Source organism: Streptomyces sp. NBC_00080 (genome assembly GCF_045041255.1).
Taxonomy (GTDB): domain Bacteria; phylum Actinomycetota; class Actinomycetes; order Streptomycetales; family Streptomycetaceae; genus Streptomyces; species Streptomyces coriariae.
In genome coordinates this window covers 343,914-369,719 of the sequence record NZ_CP108235.1, presented here as the reverse complement: position 1 = coordinate 369,719, position 25,806 = coordinate 343,914, and the positions used below count along the sequence as shown (strand labels likewise).

Sequence of the window (25,806 nt, the reverse complement as noted above, 5' to 3'; positions counted from 1 at the left end):
CCCACGTGAGCGCTCCTTCGACTTCTGTAGCGATCACTGCGGAAGTCGAACGTTAGCACTTCTGCAGCGATCGCTGCGGAAGGTAGGCTGTGGAGGTGGAGACGAAACAGAGCGGCCCTGTCGGCCGGCCGCGAGGATTCGACGCTGACGAAGCTCTCGAGCGCGCCATGCTGGTTTTCTGGAAGCACGGCTACGAGGGGGCCAGCACGGCCTGCCTGACGAACGCGATGGGCATCTCCACCACCAGCATGTACGCAGCCTTCGGCAACAAGGAGAAGCTGTTCCGCAAGGTCCTGGAGCGCTACAGCGAAGGCCCGAGCGCATACCTGGCACGAGCGTTGGAGGAGCCGACCGCCCTCGGCGTCGCCACCGCGATCCTGGCCGGCACCGTTCGAACCACCACCCGCCCGGCCCAGCCCCACGGATGCCTGGGCGTCCAGAGCGCCTTGGCCACCAGCGACTCCGGGCAGGAAGTCCATGACCTCCTGGTCGCCTGGCGCGCCAACGGCTACTCCTGTATCCGGGAGCGGTTCCAGCGTGCCGTCGACGACGGCGACCTGCCTCCGCAGACCGATCCGGGGCTACTGGCCCGCTGCCTCACCACCTTCGGCTACGGCCTCGCCGTGCAGGCCGCGAGCGGTGTCCGCCGCGACGAACTTCAGGAGATGGCCGACGCCCTCCTACGTAACTGGCCACTCACCTGAGGGCCGGCGGGCATACGTCTTTCGGCCGTGGTCGGAGGGCCACCTGCACTCGTCTGACTGCCGAAGGGCGGCCGTCCCGATGGTGCTTGAAGAGCGCCCCGATCCACTGAAGCCGTGACAGTCACGGCTGCCTGGCGAGCCGCGCCGCCCGCGCGCAGATTCCGGAAGCCCGGTGTGTCGTCTCGGGCCCGTCGAGGCCGGGCGGTGGGAGACGGCGGCGAGTGCTTCTCCCTCAGATCCACGCCGCCGAATCGGTGTTGCTGATCGCGCGACGGCTGGAAGTCGCCGGATCGAACCGGTCGCAGATCCCGGTGGCAGCCGGGCGGAGGCTCTCAGCATCCACGCCGGGGCAGCCGCATGCCTCCCGTGGGGAGCCGGGAGGCGCGGCGGGCCCTGTCATCCGTGGCAGACGGCAGGGCCCAGCAAAGGGATTCTCGCCCCGGGGGAGGCGGAACCCGCACCTCACCATGCACCACAAACCAGCCAGTGGCATAGATCGCGGCCGGAACTGGATGTACGGCTGCTCAAACGGGCCTCGGCCGGCGGCTTGGGGCAGCGACGAGGTCACAGACACCGATCGGGCCTGGGTTGCCACCCGACGGCGCCCGCCGGCCCAGGTACCCGGCGGGCGTACGGCCGTCGTATGCCACCGGCCGCGTGTGCTGTCTGTGTGCGTGTTACTCCACCGGTTGGGGTTCCGGTTCGTTCTCGGTCTGTGCCTCGCCCGCGGGGGGTTCGTCGTCGACCGGGGTCTTGACGGATTCCAGGAGGAGCTGGGAGACGTCGACGACCTGGATGGATTCCTTGGCCTTGCCTTCGTTCTTCTTGCCGTTGACGGAGTCGGTGAGCATGACGAGGCAGAACGGGCAGGCGGTGGAGACGATGTCGGGGTTGAGGGAGAGGGCTTCGTCGACGCGCTCGTTGTTGATGCGCTTGCCGATCCGCTCCTCCATCCACATCCGTGCGCCGCCGGCGCCGCAGCAGAAGCCGCGTTCCTTGTGGCGGTGCATCTCCTCGTTGCGCAGGCCGGGGACGTTGGCGATGATCTCGCGCGGGGGCGTGTAGATCTTGTTGTGCCGGCCCAGGTAGCAGGGGTCGTGGTAGGTGATGAGGCCCTCGACCGGGGTGACGGGGATGAGCTTGCCCTCGTCGATGAGGTGCTGGAGCAGCTGGGTGTGGTGGATGACCTCGTAGTCGCCGCCGAGCTGCGGGTATTCGTTGCCGAGGGTGTTGAGGCAGTGCGGGCAGGTCGCGACGATCTTCTTCGCCGACTTCGGCTTGCGTGACTCCTCGGTGACGTTGCCGTCGTCGTCCGTCTCCTCGCCGAACGCGGCGTTGAGGGACATGACGTTCTCCATGCCGAGTTCCTGGAAGAGGGGCTCGTTGCCGAGGCGGCGGGCGGAGTCGCCGGTGCACTTCTCGTCGCCGCCCATGATCGCGAACTTGACGCCCGCGATGTGCAGGAGTTCGGCGAAGGCCTTGGTGGTCTTCTTCGCGCGGTCCTCCAGGGCGCCGGCGCAGCCGACCCAGTACAGGTACTCGACCTCGCCGAGGTCCTCGATGTCACGGCCGACGACGGGGATGTCGAAGTCGACCTCCTTGAGCCATTCCAGGCGCTGCTTCTTCGCCAGGCCCCAGGGGTTGCCCTTCTTCTCCAGGTTCTTGAGCATCGTGCCCGCCTCGGACGGGAACGCGGACTCGATCATCACCTGGTAGCGGCGCATGTCGACGATGTGGTCGACGTGTTCGATGTCGACGGGGCACTGCTCGACGCAGGCGCCGCAGGTGGTGCACGACCACAGCACGTCCGGGTCGATGACACCGTTCTCTTCGGCGGTGCCGATCAGCGGGCGTTCGGCCTCGGCGAGCGCGGCGGCCGGCACCCCGGCCAGCTGCTCGGCGGAGGCCTTCTCCTCGCCTTCCACGGTCTTGCCGCCGCCGGCCAGGAGGTAGGGGGCCTTGGCGTGCGCGTGGTCGCGCAGCGACATGATCAGGAGTTTGGGGGAGAGCGGCTTGCCGGTGTTCCAGGCGGGGCACTGCGACTGGCAGCGGCCGCACTCGGTGCAGGTGGAGAAGTCGAGCAGGCCCTTCCAGGAGAACTGCTCGACCTGGGAGACGCCGAAGACGTCGTCGTCGCCGGGGTCGGCGAAGTCGATCGGCTTGCCGCCCGACGTCATCGGCAGCAGACCGCCCAGCGCGGTGGCACCGTCGGCGTTGCGCTTGAACCAGATGTTCGGGAACGCCAGGAAACGGTGCCAGGCCACACCCATGTTGGTGTTCAGCGAGACCACGATCATCCAGATGAACGACGTCGCGATCTTCAGGCCGGCGAAGAAGTAGGTGAGGGTGTGCAGGGTGGAGGTGCTCATCCCCTCGAACCAGGCGAGCAGCGGGTAGGAGACGAAGAACGAGGCCTCGTAGTGCTCGACGTGGTGCTGGGCGCCTTCCAGGGCGTGCAGCACCACGATGCACACGCCGACCGTGAGGATGACGTACTCGACGAAGTAGGCCTGACCGGTCTTGGAGCCCGCGAAGCGGGACTTGCCGCCCGCGCGGCCGGCCCGGCTCAGCTGCCGGACGGCGATCAGGGTCAAGATGCCCAGCGCCGTCATCGTGCCGAGGAACTCGACGAAGACGTTGTAGGGGGTCCAGTCGCCGATGACCGGCAGGAGCCAGTCGGGCTCGAAGAGCTGGCCGGTGGCGTTGACGATGGTGAGCAGCAGTGTGTAGAAGCCGACAGCCACGAACCAGTGCGCCACCCCGATGACACCCCAGCGGTTCATCCGGCTGTGGCCGAGAAACTCCCGGACCACGGTGAGGGTGCGTGCGAGGGGGCGGTCCGTTCGGGTCTGGGCGGCGACGGGCTGGCCGAGCCGTATGAAGCGGTAGATCGCCAGGACGGCCTGGCCGAACAGCGCTACACCGACCACGATGAGGACCAGCGACACGATGATCGCGGCGAGTTGCATGGGCGGACTCCTCGAACTGCGAAAACGGAACTACTAAGCGGTAACTTAGGTGGTTCGGTCTGAGACTACCCACTTCCCGCGCCGCGCTGTAGCCGGGGGGTGTGGTGATCTGCGTCGCTCAGCGGCCCGCCCCGCGCGCATAACGCACCTGCTGTCGGCGGGAGTTGGCGCGGCGGATCGGGCGGGCGCCCGCGGCCGGCTTGTCAGCGTTCCCGGCCCGTTCGCCGCGCGCCTGACCCCCGGCGGCGGACGCCTGTGCCTGTGCCTGTGTCTGCGGATATCAGCGAGGTCACGGCCCGCTGTGAATGAGGCCGGCCCACAAGTCGGGGCGGTTGGGATGCTCGGCACGCAGCTGGCGGATCACGCGGTGCAGGGCCAGGGCGGCGTCATCGGCGGTCGTGCCGTCGGGCAGATGCTGGTAAAAGGCACGCGCGGCTCCCGCGGCGATGGTGTCGTTGAGGGGCCAGAGGGTGGCGACGACGTGCCGGAAGCCGGCCAGATGGAACGCGGAGGCGAGATTGATCGATTCGTTGGCACCCAGTCCTCGATCTGCTGTCGAACAGGCGGAGAGGTAGGCGAGTTCGGCGCTCCGGAGCCGGAGGCGGCTGATGTCGGTGACGGTGATCACGCCGTCTTCAAGGTGGATTGCGCCGCCGGCCGGCGCGTTGAAATCGGAGACCGCATGGCAGGCGAAGTGAGCCCAGGTGGTTGCAGGCAGCGCGGCGCGTACGGCAGCGACGGTGGCGGCGGAGTCGACGAGCATGTGCGGGCCGGGCCGGGAGGCGTGCAGGTGCGCTGCCTCGGCCACAGTGCCCGGGAGCCGGGGCAGGCCCGGTGTGTGTTCCAGCGCGACGGTGAGCTGCCGTCGGGTGCTCGCGACAGGTCGGCTGTGGGCGTGGGCGAGCACCCGCAAGGTCGGCGCGTACGACGAGACTGCGAGGTCGAGGCTGCCCGGCCGGCCGGGCAGGCCCGCGGCGTGCCAGGGGAAGAGACCTAGCAGGCCGGTGGGCACCCACCACACCCGGTGGGCTTCGGGACCGGGCGGGCCGAGGGCCTCGAAGACCCGTTCGGCCGTGGTGGTCCACAGCCAGGCGAGGAGGTCGCGCAGGACCCGGCGCCGGCGCAGTGCGCCGGCGAGTGACGGCGGGTCGCTGATCACGCCGAGGAGTGAGGCGACCCAAAACAGTACGCCGTCGTTGCGCAGGCCGGGCAGGGCGACGACGATCGGCTCGGCGTCGCCGGTGACGATGATGGCATCGCTGCGGTGCTTCCCCGAGTTGATCAGGACCGCTGCTCCAGCCGGCACGGATGATCGCAGGTCGGTGAAGCGGGGCGGTTGCAGGAAGCGCTCGAATCCCGCCGTCGTCCGGATCTGTTCCAGCAGCCGCTGATGGTCGGCCCACGTTCCCGGCCGGCTCGCTGCCCCGACGGCGTCGAACTGCCGCCGACTCCGGTCGAACGCGCGGGCCAGGCCCGGTTGAGCCGCGGCGAGGTCGGTCAGGTCGGACCTGGTGTCGAGCGCCGACGAGAGCAGTACACCCCGGCCGGCCTCGGCGATCTCGACGGCGCCCCGGGGATCCGATCCGGTGATGTGGGCCGCTACGGCTTCCTCGGTGAGGCCGAAGTGGTTGCGGAGCCGTGGTTCGTTGTCGTACCAGTCGTTGGCCCGGGGGGCGGTGGTGGGCAGCAGGGCGACTGCCGCGTCGAGCAGTTCCACCGCGATGTCATGGTCACCCATGGCGTGGGTGAGGGAGCCGAGGGCGAATCCCGCGTACATCCGCTCGGCAGGTTCGCCCGTCTGCCCGGACCGCCATTGCTCGGCCAGGGCAGCCACCCGGCCGTGGTCCACCTCGCCCGCGGCGGTGTCGTGGAGATCCTGGTATGCCTGGGCCAGGTTGGCCAGCCACCGCAACCGCAGCCGATCGGCTACCGGGCCGCTCCCGGTGGCCAGGGCCTGTTCGGTGGCCCGGACGGCCTTGCGCAGGTCGTAGGCATTGCCGGTGACATCGAACCTGGCGTGCCAGGCGGAGCCCTGCGCGGCGACGATCGGAGCCCGGGCGGGATCGTCGTGGGCGAGCAGCCGAAGAGCCCCGTCGGTGAGGTCGATCGCCGAGGCGATGTCTTCCGGCGTGCCGGTCAACCGGGCGCGGCTCACGAGCGCTGTCGCGAGGTTGGACTTGACCGCCGCCCGGTCGTGATCGGTGAGTGCATCCGCGGCATCGGCCAGGACGCGTTCGAGCACCTCGATCGCCGAGTCCAGGTGGGCGGGCCGGCGGCCGGATTCCGAGGCGGTGATATGGATTCCGGCGGTCTCTGCCGTCAGCCAGGCGTGCTGCGGATGGTCGGCGGTCAACCCCGCAAGTACCTGATCAGCGTGGCGGAGCGCCGAGTCGAGGTCCCGCGTGACGCCGGTCTGCAGGAAACGCCAGGCGTAGGTCGAGGCCAACTTGGATCGGACAGTCCGCGAAGGCCGAACTTCCAGGATTCGCTCACCGAATTCGATCGCCATGCCGATGGTGTCGGAGTCGGTGGCGGCTGTGTCGACGCATTTCGCGAATTGCGTGAGGATGAAATCCGGAAGCCGGCTGTTCTCCGGAGTTGCCCGAAGGGCCTGTTCGCTCAACTCGATGGCCCGCCGCAGATCCTCGGCGGCTCCAGTACAGTCGAACAACACCCAGCCGGCCATGCTGAGCTGCAACAACAGCGAAGTCTGCTCGGGCCATCCGGCAGGTGCCGCGCCGACAACGCGCAGACCGATCTCGATGCTACCGGCCAGTTCGGCGTGGTCTCTCGTCGCTCCGAACAGCGTTTGGCGGACGTAGCACAGCTTGAGCCCCAGTGTGCCGAGCAGTTCCGTGTCGTCGGGGAAGGCCGCGAGTGCCCGGTCGGCGCTACTCGCGCACGCGTGCAGGTAGGTCAACTCGCCGGTGTGTTCGTACGCGTCATCGTAGGCAGTCGACAGGTCGGCAAGCATGTCGTCCCGCTCCGGATGCACCGCGTTCGTGGCGCTCTCGCCCAGTTCGATGGCTCGGCGCAGATCCTCCCAGTCCCTGTGTGTCCCGAACCGCAAGCGGTAGGCGACGGCGAGATTGCCCACCGCGGGGACGTAGCGCGGATCGTCGGGACGAAGGGCAGTGAGCAACAGTTCACCCCCTTCGACCGCGAGGTGTAGATCCTCGGGGTCCTCCTCGCCGGCCGCCGTATGCTGGAACCGCAGCCGATGAGCGACGGCGAGCAGGCCGACGAGCTGGACCTCCTCCTCCGGATTCGTCTCGCCGTGCGACGAACAGATCACGATCGCCGCCTCCACGGCGGTCAGGTCACCGCTGTCCTGGACGCTGCGAAGCAGTCCGGCAGCGACCGAAGCCTGCACGCGGGGATCGGCCCGATGACCGGGAAGTATCGTGAGCAGATCTGCGGGAACGGTCCACTCCTCGAAAGGGAATTCGGCCAAATAGACGATCGCGCGGGCTAGTTCGCCGGGATCGGACACCTCGAACGGGGCGTGCTCGTAGCGCAGAAAATGCCACCACCCCAGGAGATAGCACGCGTTGCGGAAACGCGATGACTCCTCATTCGTCGGAGAACACGAATCGGTGGGTTGGGCGCCCAGCCATACTCGTTCGGCCACAACACAGGCAGCCTGTTCGAGAATGTCGTCCTGGTTACCGAGGGAGCGATAGCGCTCGATCCGCTGAGTCAGATCGGTGGCGTCGCGCCAGAAATCCATCGTCCTCCGGTCGTCGACGGCTGGTCGAATCCGACGTCAGGTCCCGTCAGGATACGGTCGTGAGGCCGCGCTGAAAGGGGAATTGGCAGGTTTTCCGCAACGCCGCCGCGGCGGTGGGCGAGGGTCATACGATGGAACATCGCCGAGGGAAGCGGGGTGCCGGTGGAGGCAGCGGAGCGGGATGCCCTGAGCGCCTTGTGTGCCGAGTTGCCGGAACTGCGCGCTGAATGCTCTCAGTTGTCCGAGGAGCAACGACTGCTGCTCAGGCGCATCGAGGACCAGGCGCGGGCACGGCGCCCGGTTCTTCCCCTCCTGAGAATTCTGCTGGGAGCCGATCCGGATGAGACCAGGCAGGCGTTGAGCAGCGGGCTGCCTGCCGCCGGTCCGGGACAGGCCGCCGAGGAGCGGTTCGAGTGCCCCGACGGGGCTTGCGCACGTGTGGCGTTCAGCCCGTACCCGGCCGGTCCGGTTCCCCGATGCCTGCTTACCGGCCGGCCGATGCGCGGGCAGTAGGGCCGGTGGAGAACTTCTTTCAGGAGCTGGGCAAGAAGCTGGCCGAAAAGTGGGTGAGCCTGCTGCTCCTTCCCGGTCTGCTGTTCGTCGCTGCGGCACGAGCGGGAGCCGCCCTTTCCCAACGAGACGCCGTGGACCACGAACTCCTGCTTCGCACGGCGTCCGACACGATGGCTGCGCTCGCCCGGATGCCGGTGACGAGCCGGGTCGTCGCAGCTGTCGGCTTGCTGCTCGCGGCTGCCGGCGTGGGTCTGGCGGTCCAGGCACTGGCCGGAGTGACCCAGCGGATCTGGCTCGGCGCATGGCCACGCCCGTTCGCGCCGGTGCGGCGCCGACTGGTCGCCCGAAGATTCCGGCGTTGGCACCAAGAGGTGGCACGCAGGCGGGAGCTGGAACGGTCGCATCCCGGTGAGTCGCGAAGCAGGGAACAGCAGAGCCGGATCAACGCGGCGGCCGACCGAATCAATCGGCTGGCACTGGCCGAACCTGCCCGGCCCACCTGGATGGGGGACCGGATCCAGGCCGTCGAGCAGGTCGCACTTCACCGTTCGGGCCTTGACCTGGCGTTCGCCTGGCCCCGGCTCTGGCTGGTGCTGCCCGACACGGTGCGGGGCGAGATCACGGCCGCCCACGCCGGGTTCGCGCGCGCTGCCGCCATCGGGTCCTGGGCGTGGCCCTACTTCTTCCTGGGGGCTGTGTGGTGGCCCGCCGCTCTCATCGGCGCGGTGATCGGAACCACAGGCTGGGCCCGGGCCCGCGCGGCTGTCTCGGACCTGTCCGCCCTGTCCGAGGCCGCGGTCGACCTGCACGCCCGAACACTGGCCACCGCTCTTGGTATCAGCGCGGACGCAACCGGCCCGATCACGATCGCCGAGGGCGAGCGGATTACCGCGCTGGTGCGCAAGGGGCGCTGAGCCGATAAGTGGGACCAGTGATCGCCCGGACAGGTCCCAGTAGCTGTCGTAGCTGGGCCTACCGTTCGGCCGGAGACGCCGACGATGGTGCCGCCCTTCGTCGTCGAAACGCTGACCGGCTCCAGCGCAGCGGGGATCGCTCCGTCGGCGAACAGTCGCTTGCCGGTGCCGATGATCACCGGATGGATGGTCAGCCGGTACTCGTCGACGAGGCCGTGCCGCACGAGAGTCGGGCCGCCCCGCACGACGACGACCTGCGTGCGGCCGCGGTGGACTCCACCGCGGGCACCGGCGTTGAGGCAATATGACCTTGTGGCTCACATATCCGAAACCCATGACGGCGCCGCCGACCGGGTACGGACCCGTCTGGTGGCGTTCGGCGCCGCGATGGTGACCGTCGCCGCGGGGCTGGGACTCAGGGCGGGGGTGTCCGGGGACGTGGCCAAGTACGGTGGAGACGCGCTGTACACCGTCCTGCTTCTCACCCTTGTCGTTCTGGTGGCGCCGCGAGTCACGCGACTGAAGGCCGCTGGAGGCGCGCTGGCCGTCAGTTGCGCAGTCGAGTTCCTGCAGCTCAGCCAGGTGCCGGCAGAACTCGCGCAGAGAAGCACCCTTGCCCGCCTGGTGCTCGGTTCCACCTTCAACGCAATCGACCTGTTCTGGTACGCGGTCGGCGCAGTCATGGGCTGCCTCATCCACGCCACGGTGGGTTCCCTCTCCTCACGCCGAGGGCGCGGGCATGCGAGGCGAGGGTACTCAGGACGATGCGCGGGGCGGGTCCGTCGTCGTCCTGCGGATCCATCACGGCCTGCGGACTTCAGCCGTGGCGAGAAGCGCGGCCGCCGAAACACATATCGGTGACCTTCTTCACTGACACAGAGACTCCTGTCGTCCGTATTCGTTGACAGGACAGCGGCCAGGCACGCTGGACGAAGGTGAGTGCCTGGCGGAACACAGGAGAGCAGGCGCGCATGAACCCCAGTGCTCACATCGAGGCCGTCTACGCACAGGTCTGCCGGCGCAACGCCGGTGAGACCGAGTTTCACCAGGCGGTGGGAGAGGTGCTGCACACGCTGGCGCCGGCCTTGCAGGCGCATCCGGAGTACGTCGACGCGTTGATCCCCGAGCGGCTGTGCGAGCCCGAGCGACAGCTGATCTTCCGGGTGCCGTGGGTGGACGACGCCGGGCGGGTACAGGTCAACCGCGGCATTCGGGTGGAGTTCAGCAGCGCCCTCGGCCCCTACAAGGGCGGTCTTCGCTTCCATCCGAGCGTGAACCTCGGCATCGTGAAATTCCTGGGCTTCGAGCAGATTTTCAAGAACGCGCTGACCGGGCTGGCGATCGGCGGCGGCAAGGGCGGCTCGGACTTTGATCCCAAGGGTCGCAGCGACCATGAGGTCATGCGTTTCTGCCAGGCGTTCATGACCGAGCTGTACCGGCACCTGGGCGAGCACACCGACGTCCCCGCCGGGGACATCGGTGTGGGCGGGCGCGAGATCGGCTACCTCTTCGGCCAGTACAAGCGGATCACCAACCGCTTCGAGGCGGGAGTGCTGACCGGCAAGGGCGTCACCTGGGGCGGCTCCCAGGCCAGGACCGAGGCCACCGGCTACGGCGCGGTGTACTTCGCGCAGGAGATGCTGGCCACGCGTGGACAGGGTCTCGACGGCCGCAAGGCCGTGGTCTCCGGGTCGGGGAACGTGGCGGTCTACGCGATCGAAAAGGTGCACGCGCTGGGCGGGTCCGTAGTGGCCTGTTCGGACTCCTCCGGCTATCTGGTCGACGCGGACGGCATTGACCTGGAGCTGCTGAAGACGGTCAAGGAGGTACGGCGGGCGCGCCTGTCGGCCTATGCGGAGGCCAAGCCCACGGCACGGTTCTCCGACCGGGGCTCGGTCTTCGACGTGCCCTGCGACATCGCGCTGCCGTGTGCCACGCAGAACGAACTGGGCGGCCAGGAAGCGGGGGTGCTGGTGAAGAACGGCGTTCTGGCCGTCGCCGAGGGCGCCAACATGCCGTGCACCCCGGAGGCGATCGAGGTCTTCCGTGAGGCGGGCGTCCTGTTCGGTCCCGGCAAGGCCGCCAACGCGGGCGGCGTGGCCACCTCCGCGCTGGAGATGCAGCAGAACGCCTCCCGCGACGTGTGGACCTTCGAGCAGACCGAGACCCGTCTGGCAGCCGTCATGCGGGGTGTCCACGACCAGTGCCGCACCACCGCCGAGATGTACGGAGGCACCCCCGACGACTACGTCCTGGGCGCCAACATCGCGGGCTTCCTGCGGGTGGCGGAAGCGATGACGGCCCAGGGCGTCGTGTAGCGCGGGCCGTCGCGCGGTACGCCGTGCGCAGCGCGCATGAGGCGCGCGGCGTACCGAACGGCACCCAGTGATCACGGTGAGCCTCTCTGTTCGACAGTGACCTCCGGGACGGCGCCTGGAACCGCGCGGCCGTCCTGTTTCCCGCACCATCGTGCTGGCGTGCCGTAGGGGAGAACAGCTCACGAACCGTTCACGTGTGACCGGTTCCCATACCGTTCGGCGCGGGAGCCCACCCGGCGTGCCGGCGTGCCGGCCAACTCGTCGGGGAGAGGACGGGAGTGGGGCCGCGGCGACACTTTTGTCAGGTCAGTGGCGGAGGGGTGGTCAACTCGCTGACGAGTTGACGGAATTCGGTGCGCTGCCGGGAGGTCCTGAACGCGGGCCTGGTCGACGAGTTCTCGATCACGCTGTCACCGGTGCTCTTCGGCGTCGGCACCCGCCTGTTCGACGGCGTGGACGCGTCCGGGGTGGCGCTGGAGCCGGTCCGTTCGCAGCCGTCGTCGCGGGTGACGCACCTGACCTACGCCGTGCACCCACGGTAGCCGAACACCCGGCTGCACCGCGGCGACCCGAGCGGGCTGCGGTACTGTCCACACCGTCGGATCACCGGGAATGATGCGCACGCCCGGCGGGAACCGGAGGCAGGCCGCGGAGAGTTACCCGGGCTCCTCCTGCGGGAGAGCGCGGCTGTTGATCGCGTCGGCGATGGCGTAGGCGGTGCGGACGAAGGACTCTGCCTGCTGCTCCGACAGGTTCCGCGCGGAGGTCTCCTCCAGGGCCCGCCACATGGCTGCCAGGGGCTCGCGCATGGCACGGCCCTTGTCGGTGAGGTGGACCACCATGACGCGCCGGTCGTGTTCGGCCGGCTCGCGGACGAGCAGGCCGGCGTCCTGCATGCGGCGTAGGGACTTGGAGACGGTGGAGTGGTCCAGGCCGACGCTTTCGAGCAGCTCGGACTGCGTCTGGCCATCCCGGTCGAGGAGCTGCATCAGCAGCAGTTCCTGTCCGGGATGCAGGTCCATCTCGCGGAGCATGGCGCCGGCGCGAGCCCGATGAGCGCGCGCGAGCTGGAAGATCGCGTAGCTCATCGGCCCCTCGCTGGCCGTAGTGGGGTTGCGGGGTGTCGGGGCGGGCACGGGCATGAGTTCGTTCCTCAGACGGTGTGGGTGGGGTAGTCGGTATAGCCGGCCACTCCGCCGCCGTAGAAGGTCGCCGGGTCGGGGGTGTTCAGCGGCGCGTCAGAGCGTAGCCGCTCGACCAGGTCCGGGTTGGCGAGCGCGAGGGCGCCGACGGAGACAAGGTCGGCCGTGCCGTTGTCGACGTCCTTGGCGCGGGTCGGCAGGTCGGTGCCGGCCCGGTTGAGGATCAGCGTGGTCGGCCACAGCGCGCGCAGGGTACCCAGCAGCTCCTCGTCACCCGCGTGCAACACGTGGAGGTAGGCGAGGCCCAGCGGGCTGGGGGCGCGCAGGAGAGCCGGATACAGCTCGGCGGTGTCGGACTCGGCGATGTCGTTGTAGGGGTTGCCGGGGGAGATGCGCAGGCCGGTGCGGTCGGTGCCGATCTCGCCGGCCACGGCAGCGGCGACCTCGACGGCGAAGCGGATGCGGTTGTCGAGGGAACCGCCGTAGCGGTCGGTGCGCTGATTGGTGTTGTCGGACAGGAACTGGTGCACCAGGTAGCCGTTGGCGCCGTGGATCTCCACGCCGTCGGCGCCTGCCGCGACGGCAGCCGCCGCGGCGCGGCGGAAGTCGTCGACGGTCGCCGCGACCTCCTGCGTCGACAGAGCACGGGGTTCCGGCATCTCCTGGGGCCCGGACGCGGTGAACATCGCGCCCTGCGGCCGGATCGCCGAAGGGGCCACCGGCTGGCGCCCGTGGGGGGTGTTGTCGGGGTGGGCGATGCGTCCGGTGTGCATCAGCTGGATGACGATCCGGCCGGCGGCCGCGTGCACGGCGTCGGTGACCTTGCGCCACCCGGCGATCTGCTCGTCATTGTGGATGCCGGGGGTGAGGAGGTAGCCCTGGCCGTCGGCGGAGGGCTGGGTCCCCTCCGTGATGATGAGCGCGTGTGAGGCCCTCTGGGCGTAGTACTCGGCGTTCAGCTCGGTCGGTACGCCTTCAGGTGTGGAGCGGTCACGGGTCATGGGGGCCATGACCAGGCGGTGCGGCAGGGAGATGTCGCCGACGGTGGTCGGTGTCCACAGGGAATTCAGCATGCGAGGTCCTTCGGTGCGGCGATGGCCAGGTGGTCATCGGGATGGCGACGGGTGTGGTGGGTGCCGTGACGGGCGTGATCAGCCGAGGGTGAGGACGAGCTTGCCCCGGACGTGTCCGGCGTCGCTGACCTGCTGGGCCGTGGCGGCCTCGGCGAGCGGGTAGGTGCTGACGGTGGTGACGACCTTGCCGGTCGCGGCATCCTGCGCCAGGGCGGCCAGGCGGGTGGCCGAGCGGTCCTGGGTACCGCTGGCGAAGGTGATGCCGAGCTGGTGCGCGCGGAAGTCGGCGATGGTGACGATGCGCTCCGTGCCGCCGCGCAGGGTGATGGAGTCCTCCAGGGCCCCCTTCCCGGCCAGGTCGAACACCGCGTCCACGCCGTCGGGGGCGAGCGCCCGGACCCGCTCGACCAAGCCCTCGCCGTAGAGGGTCGCGGTGGCGCCGAGCGAGGTGAGGTAGTCCTGGTTGGCAGGGCCGGCGGTGCCGATGACACGCGCTCCGCGGGCCGTGGCGAGCTGGACCGCCAGGGTGCCGACCGCTCCGGCCGCGCCGTGCATCAGCACGGTCTCCCCGGCGGTGACGTCCAGCAGGTCCAGGACCCGCTCGGCCGTCTCGCCCGCCACCGGCAGCGCGACCGCGTGCTGCCAGTCGAGGCCGGCGGGCTTGAGGGCCACGGTGGTGGCCAGCGCGTACTCGGCATACGAGCCGGTGTCCGACCAGCCCAGCACCTCATCACCCACCCGCACGTCCTGCACGCCCTCGCCCAGGGCGTCCACGAGGCCGGCGAGCTCGTGACCGGGGACGGAGGGGAGCGGCGTGGGGAACACGGCCTCCAGTGCCCCGGAGCGGATCTTGCCGTCCAGCGCGTTCAGCCCGGCTGCCTTGACGCGGACGCGGATCTGCCCGGGGCCGGGCTGCGGGACCTCGATGTCCGCCTCGCGCAGTACTTCCGTGCCTCCGAAACGGTCGAACAGGATGGCTTTCATGACGACTCCTCTCGTGTCACCACCCATTTAGGTGGCTGGACACATAACCAACGTAACAGCAAGCATGTGGCTAGCCAAGTATTTGCTGCCGCTCGGGTGACTGTGCAAGATCGGTTGTGGTCGTGCGCCGGTCTCCTCGGGGCGACGGACGAAGCGGGAGGCGCCCGCCGGAGCCGTCCAGCGCAGCCGGGGGTCACCTCGCCCCCGAACCCCGCGGCGGCGCCGGGCAGATGGCGGGTCGGCGGGACCGATGGCCGGACCGGAAAGGCCTTTGCGTCGCAAGGTCCTGAACCCCACAGGCATCGGCGCGGACCGCGGCCGCCCCCAGGGGCCGGCCCTGCTGGAGGACCTGGAGCCCGACGTCGCCGACGCCCCGGACGTCAACGTGTGGCTCCGCGGCGCCTGGATGAAGCCCTTCGCGCTGGCCCTGCTGGGGTGCAGCGGCGCGGCCGCGGTGGGGGCGGAGCGGGCGCACGCCGGCCACCGGCAGGTCGACGAGCACGCCCTGGTTTCCCACCCGGCCGTCCAGCGCGTTCCGCTCGTCCTGAGTCTCAGCGAGGCCGGACGGCCCGCGGAGGCGCTGAGGGGGGCGAGCGCGCTTATGCCGAACTGGTTGCCGCCGATTCGGTCGAGGGTGTGGATGGCGGTCTTCCTGGGCCGTGCGCAGTGGCTGGCCGGGCATCCTGACACCGCCCGCCGCTGGTGGGCGGAGGATGCCGCGCTGGCCCGGTCCATCGACCACCGCGGATCACCGGTCATCACACCGGTGAGATGCTGCTGTTGACCAACGGGGTGCGCGCGCCCTCGCAGCGGGCCCGCGCGACCGCGGCCCGGCCTGCGGCCGCCGAGGCACGGCGGAGCTGGCCACCGCTGTGGCCACGGCCGCGCTGACGGCCCGCGAGCGGGAGATCACGCTGCTCGCCGCGGCCGGCAACGCCAGCAAGGACATCGCCAAGGCCCTGGCGCTGTCGGTGCGCACGGTCGACAACCACCTCCACCACGCCTACACCGAACCGGGCGTCACCACGCGGCGCGAGCTGGCCCGGCCCCTCGCGGCCGCGCCCCCGGTGCGGGCCCGGACCGGGGGCACCGTCCCACGTAGAACGTCGCAGAACCGTCGTGGAACCCACGGAGCCCCCTCCCCGGTGCCCGGGCGCAGTCGCTGCCGGTCGTCGCTGGTCGGCGCGCTGCCACGGTTCTACGACGGGGGCGCGGGGAGCGGTTGAGGACTGCTCAAGCCGGGGCGGGGCGGCACCGGCAGCGTCTCTCCCATGAACATGCCAGTCGCGAAGTGATGGGGGAAAAGCATGCGCAAGCCGATCTTGTTCGCGGCTCTGGGGGCCTCGGCCTGGTGACGGCCGGCCCCGCGGCCGCCGGCACTGCTGACGTCGACAGTGCAGGCTCCGGCTCGGCCGCCCCGACGGTGATCGACGTGACGTCGGTGTCGCAGATCCCGACCGCAGGAGAGGGCCTCGCCGCCTCCCCGGCGGGGAACAACGCGATCTTCCGGCTGATCATGACCAACAACGAAGGCGGCCAGTGCCTGGACGGGGATGCCGACACTGCACGATCTCCGCGGGTCAGGCAGGCTCGGGGAGGTGACCGAGGTGCTCGATGACGCGTTCGCGCAGAAGGAGATACTCCTCCCAGCGCCGAGGAAGGGGCCCAGGTGGACGTTTGACGACTCGGGCCGCGGTGACGGTCTGGCCATCCCGGAACTGTTCGCGCGTCAGGTCAAGTTCCACACCGCTGGGCAACCGATTCCACCAGTGAAATCCGTGTTGTTCCCCGCCGCAATGGACTTCCCCGACCATGAGGTCGCCACCGAAGATGTCGTTCACTATCAAGGCGGTGATGTCACAGTGACCCCACGCCGGGTTGCCGGGCTGCCAGCCGGCGCGGGCGAGGTCGTCCGGGGAACAGGTGTCAGCGGCCCAACCGGCCCGCAGGGCCTTGTCGATGACCAGCAGGTTCCAAGGGATCAGGCCGACGGCATCGCAGTCGGCACTGACATCGGCAGATCGCCGGGGAGACACCTCTTCAGATGCCGGCCCCGACTCGAACTGCAGATATCGGCGCAAAGCCTCCCGTCCTCCCGGAACGAAGAGCAGGTGATCGACGACCTCGCACAATTCGGCCTCTGTCGTCCAGCCCCACCAGGCGATCTCATCCGGGTCCGGGATCAGGGGTTCAGTCACGACAGCCTCATGCACCCCAAACCACACGGGGCTGATCCCCTCCCGGCAAAGGAACTTGAACATGAAGCGCACGAGCACACGAACGCCCAGCTCTTCGGACAGTTCCCGGGCCGCGGCTTCCTCGTACGACTCACCCACCTCCACGGCGCCACCGACCATCACGTCGTAGTGGCCAGGGAACCGGGACAGCGTCTCGGACCGCCGCAACACCAAGATCCGCCCTGCCCGATCACGGCAGATCGTCGTCGCAATGCGATGCGGCCAGTGCTGACGCTCCGCCTCGCCTCGATCGACGACTCCCAACACGCGGTCCTGCTCATCCACATGCTCCACCAATTCGCTCACGGAGGCACGATCTCAGTCCCCACTGACAGTGCGGCCCCAGGAACACGAAGTTCTGAGACCGGAGGAGGGGAATGTCCTCATCGCATCTGAGTCCTTGCGGCTGGGGACGCTGATGGAATGCCGGAGGGATGCCGCGGGACAAGTCGGGGGTGTCGGGGCGTGGGTGCAGGGCCGCGAATTCGCCGGGGCCGAGAGAGCCGGGGAGAAACGCCGGGGCGATTTGCCGACGCGCGAGTGGTGCCCGTGTCGAACCCCACGCCGGCCAGCGCGGTCGCGAGTCCGGGGACCTCGGGGAACCATGCCGCCGGCAGCGCCGCCGCCCGGGACGCCACGGCAGGCTCGGGATCCCGCAGCCAGGTCAGGAACGAAGGCGCGTGGCGCTCGGCCGCGTGGCGGGCGTCGGCGGCCCGGCGCATGGCCGCGGGATCGGCGACGTCGGCGACGGACAACGCGGCCAGCTGGCGGGGGAGACCGCTGACCACAGCCGTTTCGGCGGACCTCCGGTACACCGCTTCGTGCACCACAACGTACGCGCCTGTGTGCGTTCGTCGGTGCGTGGCGCCTCGTCGTCCGACGGGAATGTCGCCCCGAACTCCTGTGGCCTCATCTGCTGGCGGCGACGGTCGTCGAGTCCAGCGATACGACAGGCTCGCCTCGTCGGACACGCGGCGACTGCGTTGGGCGCAGTCCTCAACGGGGGGCTGTGACCGGCAGACGGCCGTTGCTCACCAATTGCGGGTGGCGATCAACTCCTCCACGTCCGCATCCGCGAACCCGTAAGCCGACGCGACAAACCAGAAGTCCTCAGCGATCTCCTCGCGAGCCACCGTCTCGATCTCGCTCCCTGCCGCCTCGAACTCCGCCTCCAACAGGTTGAACTCCTCCGTCGCGGCTTGTGTGAGCACGTACAGGGCCGCCACGTCCGACGGCTCCTCAGCCTCGATCCGCTCGCACAGCCGCAGCAGAATCGCCTTGCCCTGGTCGACGACGTGATCGGGGAAGTACGTGTCCGCGTACAGGGGCCGCAGAAACGCCCGTCCTGCTACCTGCTCGTTGGTGATCGGCATAGCGCCCCCGGCCTCGTAGATGAACCAATGAGCCGATCATGCACCGGGCCACTGACAGTCATGCTCTGCCCGCCGAGCTCTCGGTCACGACGACCTTCCGCCCGACGAACCCGCCGGGACCACCGGTCCGCACATCGTCCGCGGACATACCCGATGACCAGGGACGATGCGGAGTCCGGGGGCGGGGGACGCGCATGGCCGTCACTCCAGGAGCGCGCAAACGGCATGGTGTCGGTGTCGAGCGGCACCGGGTGATGCTTCGTCTCCTGGAAGGGCGAGGGGGGATCGTGTCCGACGTCGATCAGGAACTGCCACGCCGTCAGTGCCGACGATCCACGCGGGCATGGCCTGTCCGTCGGCGGCGCCCGCACCCGGGGCGGGCAGAAGGTGCGCCTGCTCGCCAAGGACGGACCGGCCGCCGCCGGATTGGAGTGGCACCGCGGGCGCAACGCGTCACTTCCGCCGTGAGGTAGAGGACGCCGACGGCCGGCCCCGTCGCTCGATCAGCTCCTCAGGGCGCCCACGACCCGAGCACGTTCTTCATCGCATCCGTCATCGCGAACTGCAGCAGCGGGCCGTAGGTGATCCGGCCGACGCCCAGACGGCGGAAGCGCTCAAGATCGTGCCTGACGGGATGGGCCGTGGAGTTCACGGGAACGGCCACGGCGCCAGTCACCGCCGCGAGCAGGTCGTCGTCGTCCTGAATACCCACCGGGTAGACGCTGTCGGCGCCGGCCTGCTCCAGGGCCCGCAGTCGCTCGATCGCCTCGTCGAGGACGCCGGAAGCGTCCTTCGCGTGCAGGAAGAGGTCGGTGCGCCCGTTCACCCAGACCGGAACTCCGGCGTCGTCAGCTGCCGCGCGCAGGCTGGCGATGTAGCTCGCGTGCTCCTGTGTGCTGCGCATGCGGCCGCCGTCCGAGTGGACGGTGTCCTCGATGTTGAGACCGGCGCCGCCGACCTCGATGAGGCCGGCGATGAGATCCGCGGGCTTCTGTCCGTATCCTGCCTCCAGGTCCACGGACACGGGGACGTCGACCGCCGCGATGATCGGCCTGACGACGGTGAGCACTTCCTCGAAGGTCTGCCCCTCGTGGTCGTCGGCTCCCCGGGAGTCGGCGAGCGGATGACTGCCGACCGTCAGCGCGGCGAACCCGACGGCGGCTGCCGTCCGCGCGGACCAGACGTCCCAGACGGTCGGCAGCACGAGCGGCTTGTACTCGGAGTGCAGCTGCTTGAGGCGTTGAGCGCGTTCAACAGTGGTGCGAAAGTCCATGTCAGGGACGCTACACCTGGATGCCACAAATAACGTGCCGGCGGGACGCCGCCCGGTGACGGAAAGACGCAGTCTGGTCCCACCACTCAAGCCCGGTCCGTCTTCGGTGACGGCGCGGGCTTGCCTGCGGTGATGGCGCAGGAACAGGAGTTCCTCGACCACGATCAGTGGGCAGATCTGGTCGTCTCCATCTCTGCTGTTCGACGCATGTTGATCGACATGATGCACTTCCCCGTCCGTCCTGCCCTGCCTGGCGGAGGGTGCGCGGTGGTGACCTCCCGCTCGGCTGCGAACGGTTGCCGCTGCTGCGATCCGGTGTCTGCGTCAGTACCCGCCGCCGGAGCCGCCGGAGCTGAATCCGCTGCCATAGCCGCCCGTGCCGCTGGTGGCGCTGCCGCCACTCGGGTTGCCCCGGTCGGTGGGGCGCCGGGTTGGCGGGGAAGGCGGCGGAAGCGACGTGAAGGTGGCGTGATCCTCGCCGAACAGCTCCCGCCAGCAGCGCTCGAAGCTCACACCGCCCAACTCGCGTTCCGTCTCGGCGAGCGCGGCGTCGTCCCAGTGCAGCCGGTCCGGATGCAGGTCCCTGAGGGCCTGCCGCAGCTCCGGGAGGTTGACACACGGCCTGTCCTGTCGGGTGGCCGACACGCGCTCGTCGCTGTGGGGGACGTCGTGCCGGAAGACATACGCGGTGCTCCATTTCTTCCTCGTCACCACCGACCAGCCCCAGATCGGCCGTTCGGCCAGCTCCGCTGCCCGCCGTCGGGCCTGCGCCTCCTCCCGGGCATCTTCCCGTGCCCGTAAGCCCGCCCGGTCGTGCTCGGCCCACACCGCATGCCAGATTTCCCGGCTGACCGGCTGGTAGGCCTCGCCGGCCTCCCGCACCGTCTGTTCGTAGCGCACTCGCACCCTCCCCCAGGCTCGCAGGGCGCGGCGCTCGGCGACGTACCTCCAGCGTGGGACGGACCCCACGCCCTGGTGGGCTGCCACCAACTCAGCGCTGACTGCGTCTACGGCGCCGGCGTAGGCGAGAGCGGCCTCGACCCAACGACGGCAGGTCTCCGGCGTGCACGAGGCGAGGTCTCCGGCATTGTCATGCGGTCCCCAGGTCTCAACCAGGAAGAAGGGTGCCGGACTCATTTCGTCGAGCAGACTGTCGGGCCAGTGCCGGTGGACGCGGACCTTGTGGTCCCGTGGGCTCACCGGTTCCTGGTCCTGCTGCCGGGGCATGGACGGCGTGTAGCGGGCTGGATGTGGCAGTGCCAAGTGGCTCATCGGCTCACCCCCGTGATTCCGTCTCCAGGGTGCCCGCAGCACCGTCGGCGAGGCAATGCCCCCGGGCTCCCGGGCTGTGGCACGCCACGGTCGGATCGCCTTCCGAAAGACCCCCTGACCGGGGCCTCCACCACCGACATCACGGCACCGGTGCCGATGCCACAGGGTCCGCGTCCAGTTCCTCGCTGACCGCGCCGTCCGCCGCCCTCGACAACGTCATTCCGGCCGGTGCACGACGCAGTCGGGCGACACCGATCCGTCCCTGGTCGAACCTGCCGTAGAGGACCCCGTGGCCCCGGCGGGTGGCCCGGTGGCCCGGTGGCCCACGCCTGCCGTGCCGGAGCGGACCCGCCACTCGGGACCACGGTCTCGCTGTCGTCCGACCGGAGGGACGGCGCCTAGCGCACGGCGCCTCCGACGCCCGGGGAGCGTACGTCGGCCAGTGTGGTGGCCAGGGACCGCCAGACGTGGGTGGCCAGATCGAGGTTGTGGGCGTCCGTCGCCTGCTGCCCGAGGCGACGCAGGGCCGCGACCCCCTGGTCGACCCGGCCCTCCAGGATCATCAGACGGCCCTCCAGGACCGCCAGCCGTACCCGGTCCCCGTGCGGCAGCCGGAGTTTGCCGTCCGGCGGCAACGCGCCGCACAGCGTCCGGGCCTCGTCCAACCGGCCCTGGTGGAAGGCGAGATGGGCCCTCAGAGCGCGTACCTCCTGCAACTGGATCGGGGTGCCGATGAGTTCGAGGACCACGTCGGCCTCGCCGAGCCACCGCTCCGCCGCCGCCACGCACGGCGGTGACATCTGGAGCGCGGCGGCCGTCGCCGCCGTACGCAGCCGGGTCCACAGGATCAGGTCGTCGCCGCCCCGGAGCATGGCCAGCGCCCGCTCCAGCCGGGACCAAGCGGTCCGGTGGTCGCCCCGCCGATCGGCGACCACCGAGGCGGTCCACAACGCCTCGGCGGTGGCCTGGGGAGACGTCGTGGGCAGCAACTCGCTCTCCAGCTCACATACATGGCGCTCGGCCGCTTCCAGTCGGCCGAGCCCGGTCTCGACGGCGATCAGGACCGTCCGGGCGGGCATGACGTCGGCGGCCGGCAGCCGCTCGGCGCGTGCGACGGCGAGCGCGTTGACGGCGACCGGTTCCGCCGCCCGTGCCTTGCCCAGGGCGTACAGACAGCGCGCGTACTGCACATGGGACCGCACCCTGAGGTCGGGTGCCGCGATCAGTTCGCTCAGTTCGATCAGCTCGCGCAGATGACCGCGCTCCTGCTCGAAGTCTCCCTGGCCGCCGCTGATCCGGCCGAGCAGCCACAGCGCCTGCCAGCGGCCGAAGGGGTCGTCGTGCTCGTCGTCGCGCACCGCCTGGAGGAGATCGGTGGCGCTGTCCGTGCCCGGTGGTGCCGAGGTCGCGGCGGCGAGCGCGCGGCTCAGGCAACCGCCCGCGCGCGGCTCGGTCAACGCGGTGACGTCCACGCCGAGTTGCTGTGCCAGATAGCTGACGGTTCGTTCGGTGGGCCGGCGTTCGCCCGACTCCAGACGGGAGAGGTATCCGGTGGACATGCCCTCACCGACGACCGCGGCCTGGCTCAAGCCCCGCTCGAGCCTGAGCTTCCTCAGCTGCCGGCCGAAGTGCGGCTGCGCAAGCATTTCGCCCTCTGATCCCCTGAGGTCCTTTTGAGTCTTCTGATCGCCCCGTGTTTTCGAGGCCGCGTCCGGAAGTTGCCCATACTTTAGGGAGGCTTGGCAATGGGGGCAACACGGTTGCGCACGCGAGGTTTCTCCTGTCATTTGCCATGGCTCCCTGCGTACCGAGTTTCGGAACGGCCGGGCAGGGACCCTGTTTGGCTGAAATTGCCCCATGGCCAAAAGAGTTGGCAATGGGCACGGCCGGATAGGCAAACACTTGCCAGGCGGGTTGTCCGGCCATAGCCTCCGAGTTGCCGACCTGATGTGATATCGCCCCGACCCGGTGGCGGCCGCGCGAAAGTGACGCGTGGACAACGTTGTCTCGCGGGGTTGCCGGAAAGGGCGGGGTGCATCGAAACCCCCATGTACAGAGGGAAAGACGGTATGTCCGTGGTGACCCCAAGCATCACCGCCTCATCCACCACCGTCGTCAAGGCGGGCGCCGGCGTGAACCGCCGCCGCACCTACACGGCCCATGTATGTCTGAAGGGCATGACCATCACGGCCGCGGAAGCCGATTTCGCGGCACAGTTCGGGGCGAGCCCCGGCCAGATATGCGACCGCACGCTGAGCGATCTGCTCCGGGCAGGCACGCCCGAGGTGCTGCGCCATCGTTTCACCGACCTTTCCGAGGGCCGCACGAGCTGGTTCACCGAGCGGGTGGCCGGCCGGCACGACAGCGGCCGTGTCTTCGTCGCAGACCTGACGGGGACAGCTGTCACCGGCGCGACCGGGCCGGCCGGACTGGCCCTCCTGCTGAGCCCTCTGGGGGCGGCGGGCGAGCCGTACCCCCGCGAACTGACGCTCAGCGAACTCGACGTGCAGGTCCTGGAGGGCGTGGCGGGTGGTGCGTCGACCGTGCAGCTGGCCGGCCGCCTGTACCTGAGCCGTCAGGGCGTCGAATACCGCGTACGCCTGCTGCTGCGCCGTTTCGACGCTCCCAACCGGCCCGCCCTGGTGGCCCGCGCCCACGCGCTCGGGCTGTTCGCGCCGGGCCAGTGGCCCCCACGGGTACTGCCGGAGCTCATCGAGTAACGGGCACGACGGGGGACACACGGCGGGCGGTGGCCGTCGGCGGGCGATCCCGCCGACGGCCACCGTCGCGTCCGTCCCGGGGCCCCGGCGGGCACCGTGCGCCCGTCGGGGGCGAGGTCCGGTGCGTGCTCCGTCGTGCACCTGCTCGAAGCGTTCGGGGGAGTGCCGGCCGGCCTCCTCGTGGGGCGTGCAGCCGGGCTCCGGGCGGAAGCGGAGTACGGGCGTGCCGGGCGGCGCGACGGGACGCCTGCCGCCCGCCGGGGCTCCAGAACCCTTCTCCCCGGTCCCGCCGCGTCGCCGTCACGCCCGGACACTCCGCACGGACCGCCTCCTCCGCCGCGCGTCCGCGCGCGGCGGATTTCGCTCGGCTCGGCCGCAAGGCACTGCCTCCGGGCACGGCAGGGTCCACAGGACGGGCGTCAAGCCGCCGAGGGCTGCCAGGCCTCCCGGAAGCGCAGTCGGGCGCGATGCAGCCGGGACCGTACCGTGCCCACCGGCAGTGACAGGACACGTGCCATCTCCTCCTCGTTGAGGCCGTAGGCGCGCAGGGTGAGGACCTGCCGGTGGGACATGGACAGCCGGTCCAGTACATCGCTGATGTGCACGGCGTCCAGCGGGTTCGCCTCCTGCCCCGGCTCGACCCGCTCGTACGGCCCCTCCTCACCGGCCCGTTTCACCGTGCGCACGGCCTCGCGGACCGTCACCGAACGCACCCAGCCGTAGAACGCGGTCGGCTCCCGCAGGGTGCGCAGACCCCGGTAGACGGCGAGGAGCGCCTCCTGCGTGGCGTCCGCGCCGTCGTCGTGCGTGATGGACCGGCACAGTCGTGCGACGTACGGGACGATCCCGGTCAGCAGTTGGTTCATGGCCTGTTCGTCGCCGGCCTGGGCGCGCGGCAGCAGCGCCAGGGGCGTGGGGATGTCGCTGACGTTGCTCATGTCGGCGCAGGGCTCCTTACGGTGGCCGGTGAGGTGCGGTGCGGTGGGCCGCCTCAGCCCGCCGCCGTGGGGACGGGCTCGACGGCGGCGGCGCAGGCGTCGAGCACCGCACCGACCCCGTCGCGGAAGGCCCGGACGAACTCCGGGCTGAAACAGGCGGTGAAGTACGGGAACTCGATGGCCAGCCGTCCCTCGAACGAGACGACACAGGCCATCACCGGGCTGCGCCCGGCCGCCGGGAAGTACTGCTCCCGTGCGGGCACCAGCCGGACGTCGGTGGCCTCCAGGCCCTCCGGCAGCCGGGGCCCCGGGACGACGCCCATGTTCGTGGCGATCACCGTCGCCAGTTGCAGCGTGGGGTTGCGCGGGATCTCGGGCGTGATCCGCATCTCGTGGTAGGGGCCGTCACCCGCGACGAAGTCGCCGAGCCGGGAGTGGACGGTGCGGGCCAGCTCGACCGGGTCCGACTCCGGGGCGACGTCCAGGGCCTGGAGGTGGCTGGTGACGGCGGGCACCATCACCAGGGCGGGCACCGGCGGTGACAGCCGCGAACGCAGATCGACGGGGGAGAGGCAGCGCAGGGCACGCGGCTCCCCGCCGGGCAGACGCCGGCGCGCCGTCGTGAGCAGGGCCGCGGCGACCAGGGCGTGCACGGTCACGCCCGCCGTGCGGGCGGTGCGGCGCAGCCGGCCGGTGCGTTCCTCGTCCAGCGTCAGCCGGCACACCTCGATACGGCCCTCGACGGCGGACGGATCCGTGACGTCGTACGCCACCAGCTCCACCGGGTGCCGGCGCGCTTCGTCCACGCGCCGCGCCAGGTACGCGGTCGTCGCCGCCTCGTCCACCTCGGGCAGCAACTCGCTCACGGGCACCGCCCAGCCGGGGGTGCCGTCCACGGCGCCGGGCCGCTCCTCGCCCTCGGCCAGGGCCCGGTACCGTTCCCAGATCTCGTTGTGCAGGGCGATGCCGCTGTGTCCGTCGACGACGGTGTGGTCCACCGAGAGCACGAACAGGTGGCCGTCTCCCTCGGGCGTGCTCACCAGGACCGCCCGGCTCAGGGGCCCGCCGACGGACAGAGGCGTGTTCAGCTCCGTGGCGTAGGCGTCCTCGGCGGCGCCGGTCCGGGTGCTCAGCCGGGGGCGCGCGGCCTCGTCCAGCAGGTCCAGCGCGTAGCCCTCGCCCTCCGGGACGATGCGGGTCCGCAGCGCCGGATGCGCCTCGGTGACCGTGTCGAACGCGGCCGACAGCGCCTCGATGTCGAGACGGCCGCGCAGGGTGCAGGAGAGCACCGCTCGGCTTCGCTGCCCGACGTACAGCGTCTCTACCGGACACAACGCACGGCGCATGACCCAGGCCCTCTTTTCGTCCGCTCATTCCCGGAAGCCGCGTGCCGACCATCGGTCGGCGCCGCGGATCCGGCTCAACGTCCTTTCGAGAGTGCACGGTCGGGCCGGTGCGAATCCAGCCGATGCGGTGCGCCCGGGGAAAGTCTCGTGTTTTCCCTAAAGTTCGTCGCGGGCGCGGCTATCCCGGAACCCGCTTTCTTTAGGGAAAAACCTGAATTCCGTCCGCGGGGCCGGATCGGGCTTGACCGGGTTCGCCCGGAGGCCCCAGCGTGAAGACCTCGTGAACCGGCGGCGGGCCGA

Annotated in this window: 21 protein-coding genes and 2 pseudogenes; 9 read left to right on the top strand and 14 right to left on the bottom strand. The window is 70.0% G+C overall.

Translation table 11 applies throughout. The features are described from left to right. The first annotated feature begins 95 nt into the window (after positions 1–95). Positions 96–704 carry a TetR/AcrR family transcriptional regulator gene (locus OHU34_RS01670; RefSeq protein WP_405764194.1) on the top strand — a complete coding sequence of 203 codons (609 nt, stop codon included), beginning with the start codon at positions 96–98 and terminating at the stop codon, positions 702–704. Positions 705–1,381: 677 nt separating this feature from the next. Here the strand turns inward: OHU34_RS01670 and OHU34_RS01665 are convergent. Both OHU34_RS01665 and OHU34_RS01660 read right to left on the bottom strand, forming a co-directional pair. Then, a complete protein-coding gene (locus OHU34_RS01665) occupies positions 1,382–3,673 on the bottom strand; it encodes a (Fe-S)-binding protein (protein WP_405764193.1) in 2,292 nt (763 codons plus the stop codon). A 289-nt stretch (positions 3,674–3,962) separates the two neighbouring features. Beyond that, positions 3,963–7,403, bottom strand: coding sequence for a CHAT domain-containing protein (locus OHU34_RS01660; protein ID WP_405764191.1), 3,441 nt, complete (start codon positions 7,401–7,403; stop codon positions 3,963–3,965). A gap of 518 nt (positions 7,404–7,921) precedes the next feature. Between OHU34_RS01660 and OHU34_RS01655 the strand changes: the two genes are divergently transcribed. Continuing rightward, positions 7,922–8,830, top strand: coding sequence for a hypothetical protein (locus OHU34_RS01655; RefSeq protein WP_405772557.1), 909 nt, complete (start codon positions 7,922–7,924; stop codon positions 8,828–8,830). Positions 8,831–8,869: 39 nt separating this feature from the next. Here the strand turns inward: OHU34_RS01655 and OHU34_RS01650 are convergent. Then, a pseudogene (locus OHU34_RS01650) lies at positions 8,870–9,060 on the bottom strand (dihydrofolate reductase family protein); the annotation flags it as partial. On the opposite strand from OHU34_RS01650, the gene OHU34_RS01645 reads away from it, so the two are divergent. The 4 genes from OHU34_RS01645 to OHU34_RS01630 all read left to right on the top strand — a co-directional run bounded on the left by OHU34_RS01645 (position 9,013) and on the right by OHU34_RS01630 (position 11,690). Next, positions 9,013–9,138, top strand: a complete 126-nt coding sequence (locus OHU34_RS01645) for a hypothetical protein (RefSeq protein WP_405772555.1) — start codon at positions 9,013–9,015, stop codon at positions 9,136–9,138. The pseudogene OHU34_RS01650 and the gene OHU34_RS01645 overlap by 48 nt on opposite strands. Before the next feature lie 4 nt (positions 9,139–9,142). Next, complete coding sequence (locus OHU34_RS01640) at positions 9,143–9,691, top strand: DUF2809 domain-containing protein (RefSeq protein WP_405764190.1); 549 nt, start codon at positions 9,143–9,145, stop codon at positions 9,689–9,691. 110 nt (positions 9,692–9,801) lie between these two features. Continuing rightward, entirely contained in the window at positions 9,802–11,148 is a 1,347-nt protein-coding gene (gene gdhA, locus OHU34_RS01635) for an NADP-specific glutamate dehydrogenase (RefSeq protein WP_230196819.1), read from the top strand. A gap of 353 nt (positions 11,149–11,501) precedes the next feature. Next, on the top strand, positions 11,502–11,690 hold the full coding sequence (locus OHU34_RS01630; RefSeq protein ID WP_405764188.1) for a dihydrofolate reductase family protein: 189 nt from the start codon (positions 11,502–11,504) through the stop codon (positions 11,688–11,690). 114 nt (positions 11,691–11,804) lie between these two features. Here OHU34_RS01630 and OHU34_RS01625 read toward each other — a convergent pair whose 3' ends face one another. The 3 genes from OHU34_RS01625 to OHU34_RS01615 all read right to left on the bottom strand — a co-directional run bounded on the left by OHU34_RS01625 (position 11,805) and on the right by OHU34_RS01615 (position 14,347). Next, positions 11,805–12,290, bottom strand: coding sequence for a MarR family winged helix-turn-helix transcriptional regulator (locus OHU34_RS01625; protein WP_142270543.1), 486 nt, complete (start codon positions 12,288–12,290; stop codon positions 11,805–11,807). A gap of 11 nt (positions 12,291–12,301) precedes the next feature. Continuing rightward, entirely contained in the window at positions 12,302–13,363 is a 1,062-nt protein-coding gene (locus OHU34_RS01620; protein WP_405764186.1) for an alkene reductase, read from the bottom strand. A gap of 78 nt (positions 13,364–13,441) precedes the next feature. Further along, positions 13,442–14,347 carry an NADP-dependent oxidoreductase gene (locus tag OHU34_RS01615; RefSeq protein ID WP_230196823.1) on the bottom strand — a complete coding sequence of 302 codons (906 nt, stop codon included), beginning with the start codon at positions 14,345–14,347 and terminating at the stop codon, positions 13,442–13,444. A 271-nt stretch (positions 14,348–14,618) separates the two neighbouring features. Here OHU34_RS01615 and OHU34_RS01610 point away from each other — a divergent pair, with 271 nt between their 5' ends. Both OHU34_RS01610 and OHU34_RS01605 read left to right on the top strand, forming a co-directional pair. Further along, on the top strand, positions 14,619–15,131 hold the full coding sequence (locus OHU34_RS01610) for a hypothetical protein (RefSeq protein WP_405764184.1): 513 nt from the start codon (positions 14,619–14,621) through the stop codon (positions 15,129–15,131). An 88-nt stretch (positions 15,132–15,219) separates the two neighbouring features. Then, complete coding sequence (locus OHU34_RS01605; protein WP_235034814.1) at positions 15,220–15,573, top strand: helix-turn-helix transcriptional regulator; 354 nt, start codon at positions 15,220–15,222, stop codon at positions 15,571–15,573. Positions 15,574–15,927: 354 nt separating this feature from the next. Here OHU34_RS01605 and OHU34_RS01600 read toward each other — a convergent pair whose 3' ends face one another. The 6 genes and pseudogenes from OHU34_RS01600 to OHU34_RS01575 all read right to left on the bottom strand — a co-directional run bounded on the left by OHU34_RS01600 (position 15,928) and on the right by OHU34_RS01575 (position 22,148). Further along, a complete protein-coding gene (locus tag OHU34_RS01600; RefSeq protein ID WP_142270607.1) occupies positions 15,928–16,332 on the bottom strand; it encodes a hypothetical protein in 405 nt (134 codons plus the stop codon). Between the two features lie 183 nt (positions 16,333–16,515). Next, positions 16,516–16,755, bottom strand: a pseudogene (locus OHU34_RS01595) (NUDIX domain-containing protein); the annotation flags it as partial. An 860-nt stretch (positions 16,756–17,615) separates the two neighbouring features. Beyond that, positions 17,616–17,957 carry a DUF5713 family protein gene (locus tag OHU34_RS01590; RefSeq protein ID WP_142270547.1) on the bottom strand — a complete coding sequence of 114 codons (342 nt, stop codon included), beginning with the start codon at positions 17,955–17,957 and terminating at the stop codon, positions 17,616–17,618. 511 nt (positions 17,958–18,468) lie between these two features. Continuing rightward, on the bottom strand, positions 18,469–19,230 hold the full coding sequence (locus tag OHU34_RS01585; protein WP_405764182.1) for an isocitrate lyase/phosphoenolpyruvate mutase family protein: 762 nt from the start codon (positions 19,228–19,230) through the stop codon (positions 18,469–18,471). Between the two features lie 324 nt (positions 19,231–19,554). Further along, on the bottom strand, positions 19,555–20,457 hold the full coding sequence (locus OHU34_RS01580; protein ID WP_405764180.1) for a hypothetical protein: 903 nt from the start codon (positions 20,455–20,457) through the stop codon (positions 19,555–19,557). Positions 20,458–20,900: 443 nt separating this feature from the next. Next, positions 20,901–22,148, bottom strand: coding sequence for a helix-turn-helix domain-containing protein (locus tag OHU34_RS01575; RefSeq protein ID WP_230194484.1), 1,248 nt, complete (start codon positions 22,146–22,148; stop codon positions 20,901–20,903). Positions 22,149–22,571: 423 nt separating this feature from the next. Here OHU34_RS01575 and OHU34_RS01570 point away from each other — a divergent pair, with 423 nt between their 5' ends. After that, positions 22,572–23,222: a LuxR C-terminal-related transcriptional regulator gene (locus OHU34_RS01570; RefSeq protein WP_230194483.1), complete on the top strand. Its 651-nt coding sequence runs from the start codon at positions 22,572–22,574 to the stop codon at positions 23,220–23,222. 419 nt (positions 23,223–23,641) lie between these two features. Here OHU34_RS01570 and OHU34_RS01565 read toward each other — a convergent pair whose 3' ends face one another. Together OHU34_RS01565 and OHU34_RS01560 are read right to left on the bottom strand one after the other, a co-directional pair. After that, entirely contained in the window at positions 23,642–24,160 is a 519-nt protein-coding gene (locus OHU34_RS01565) for an RNA polymerase sigma factor (RefSeq protein ID WP_142270554.1), read from the bottom strand. A gap of 53 nt (positions 24,161–24,213) precedes the next feature. Next, entirely contained in the window at positions 24,214–25,506 is a 1,293-nt protein-coding gene (locus OHU34_RS01560; protein ID WP_200840136.1) for a phthiocerol/phthiodiolone dimycocerosyl transferase family protein, read from the bottom strand. Positions 25,507–25,806: the final 300 nt, after the last annotated feature.

What these genes read in the sequence shown, in the direction of transcription:
- OHU34_RS01665 (WP_405764193.1), bottom strand. Translation starts at nt 3,673, where the DNA reads ATGCAACTCGCCGCGATCATCGTGTCGCTGGTCCTCATCGTGGTCGGT.
- OHU34_RS01660 (WP_405764191.1), bottom strand. Translation starts at nt 7,403, where the DNA reads ATGGATTTCTGGCGCGACGCCACCGATCTGACTCAGCGGATCGAGCGC.
- OHU34_RS01645 (WP_405772555.1), top strand. Translation starts at nt 9,013, where the DNA reads ATGGATGGTCAGCCGGTACTCGTCGACGAGGCCGTGCCGCACGAGAGT.
- gdhA (WP_230196819.1), top strand. Translation starts at nt 9,802, where the DNA reads ATGAACCCCAGTGCTCACATCGAGGCCGTCTACGCACAGGTCTGCCGG.
- OHU34_RS01625 (WP_142270543.1), bottom strand. Translation starts at nt 12,290, where the DNA reads ATGCCCGTGCCCGCCCCGACACCCCGCAACCCCACTACGGCCAGCGAG.
- OHU34_RS01620 (WP_405764186.1), bottom strand. Translation starts at nt 13,363, where the DNA reads ATGCTGAATTCCCTGTGGACACCGACCACCGTCGGCGACATCTCCCTG.
- OHU34_RS01615 (WP_230196823.1), bottom strand. Translation starts at nt 14,347, where the DNA reads ATGAAAGCCATCCTGTTCGACCGTTTCGGAGGCACGGAAGTACTGCGC.
- OHU34_RS01590 (WP_142270547.1), bottom strand. Translation starts at nt 17,957, where the DNA reads ATGCCGATCACCAACGAGCAGGTAGCAGGACGGGCGTTTCTGCGGCCC.
- OHU34_RS01585 (WP_405764182.1), bottom strand. Translation starts at nt 19,230, where the DNA reads ATGGACTTTCGCACCACTGTTGAACGCGCTCAACGCCTCAAGCAGCTG.
- OHU34_RS01580 (WP_405764180.1), bottom strand. Translation starts at nt 20,457, where the DNA reads ATGCCCCGGCAGCAGGACCAGGAACCGGTGAGCCCACGGGACCACAAG.
- OHU34_RS01575 (WP_230194484.1), bottom strand. Translation starts at nt 22,148, where the DNA reads ATGCTTGCGCAGCCGCACTTCGGCCGGCAGCTGAGGAAGCTCAGGCTC.
- OHU34_RS01570 (WP_230194483.1), top strand. Translation starts at nt 22,572, where the DNA reads ATGTCCGTGGTGACCCCAAGCATCACCGCCTCATCCACCACCGTCGTC.
- OHU34_RS01565 (WP_142270554.1), bottom strand. Translation starts at nt 24,160, where the DNA reads ATGAGCAACGTCAGCGACATCCCCACGCCCCTGGCGCTGCTGCCGCGC.
- OHU34_RS01560 (WP_200840136.1), bottom strand. Translation starts at nt 25,506, where the DNA reads ATGCGCCGTGCGTTGTGTCCGGTAGAGACGCTGTACGTCGGGCAGCGA.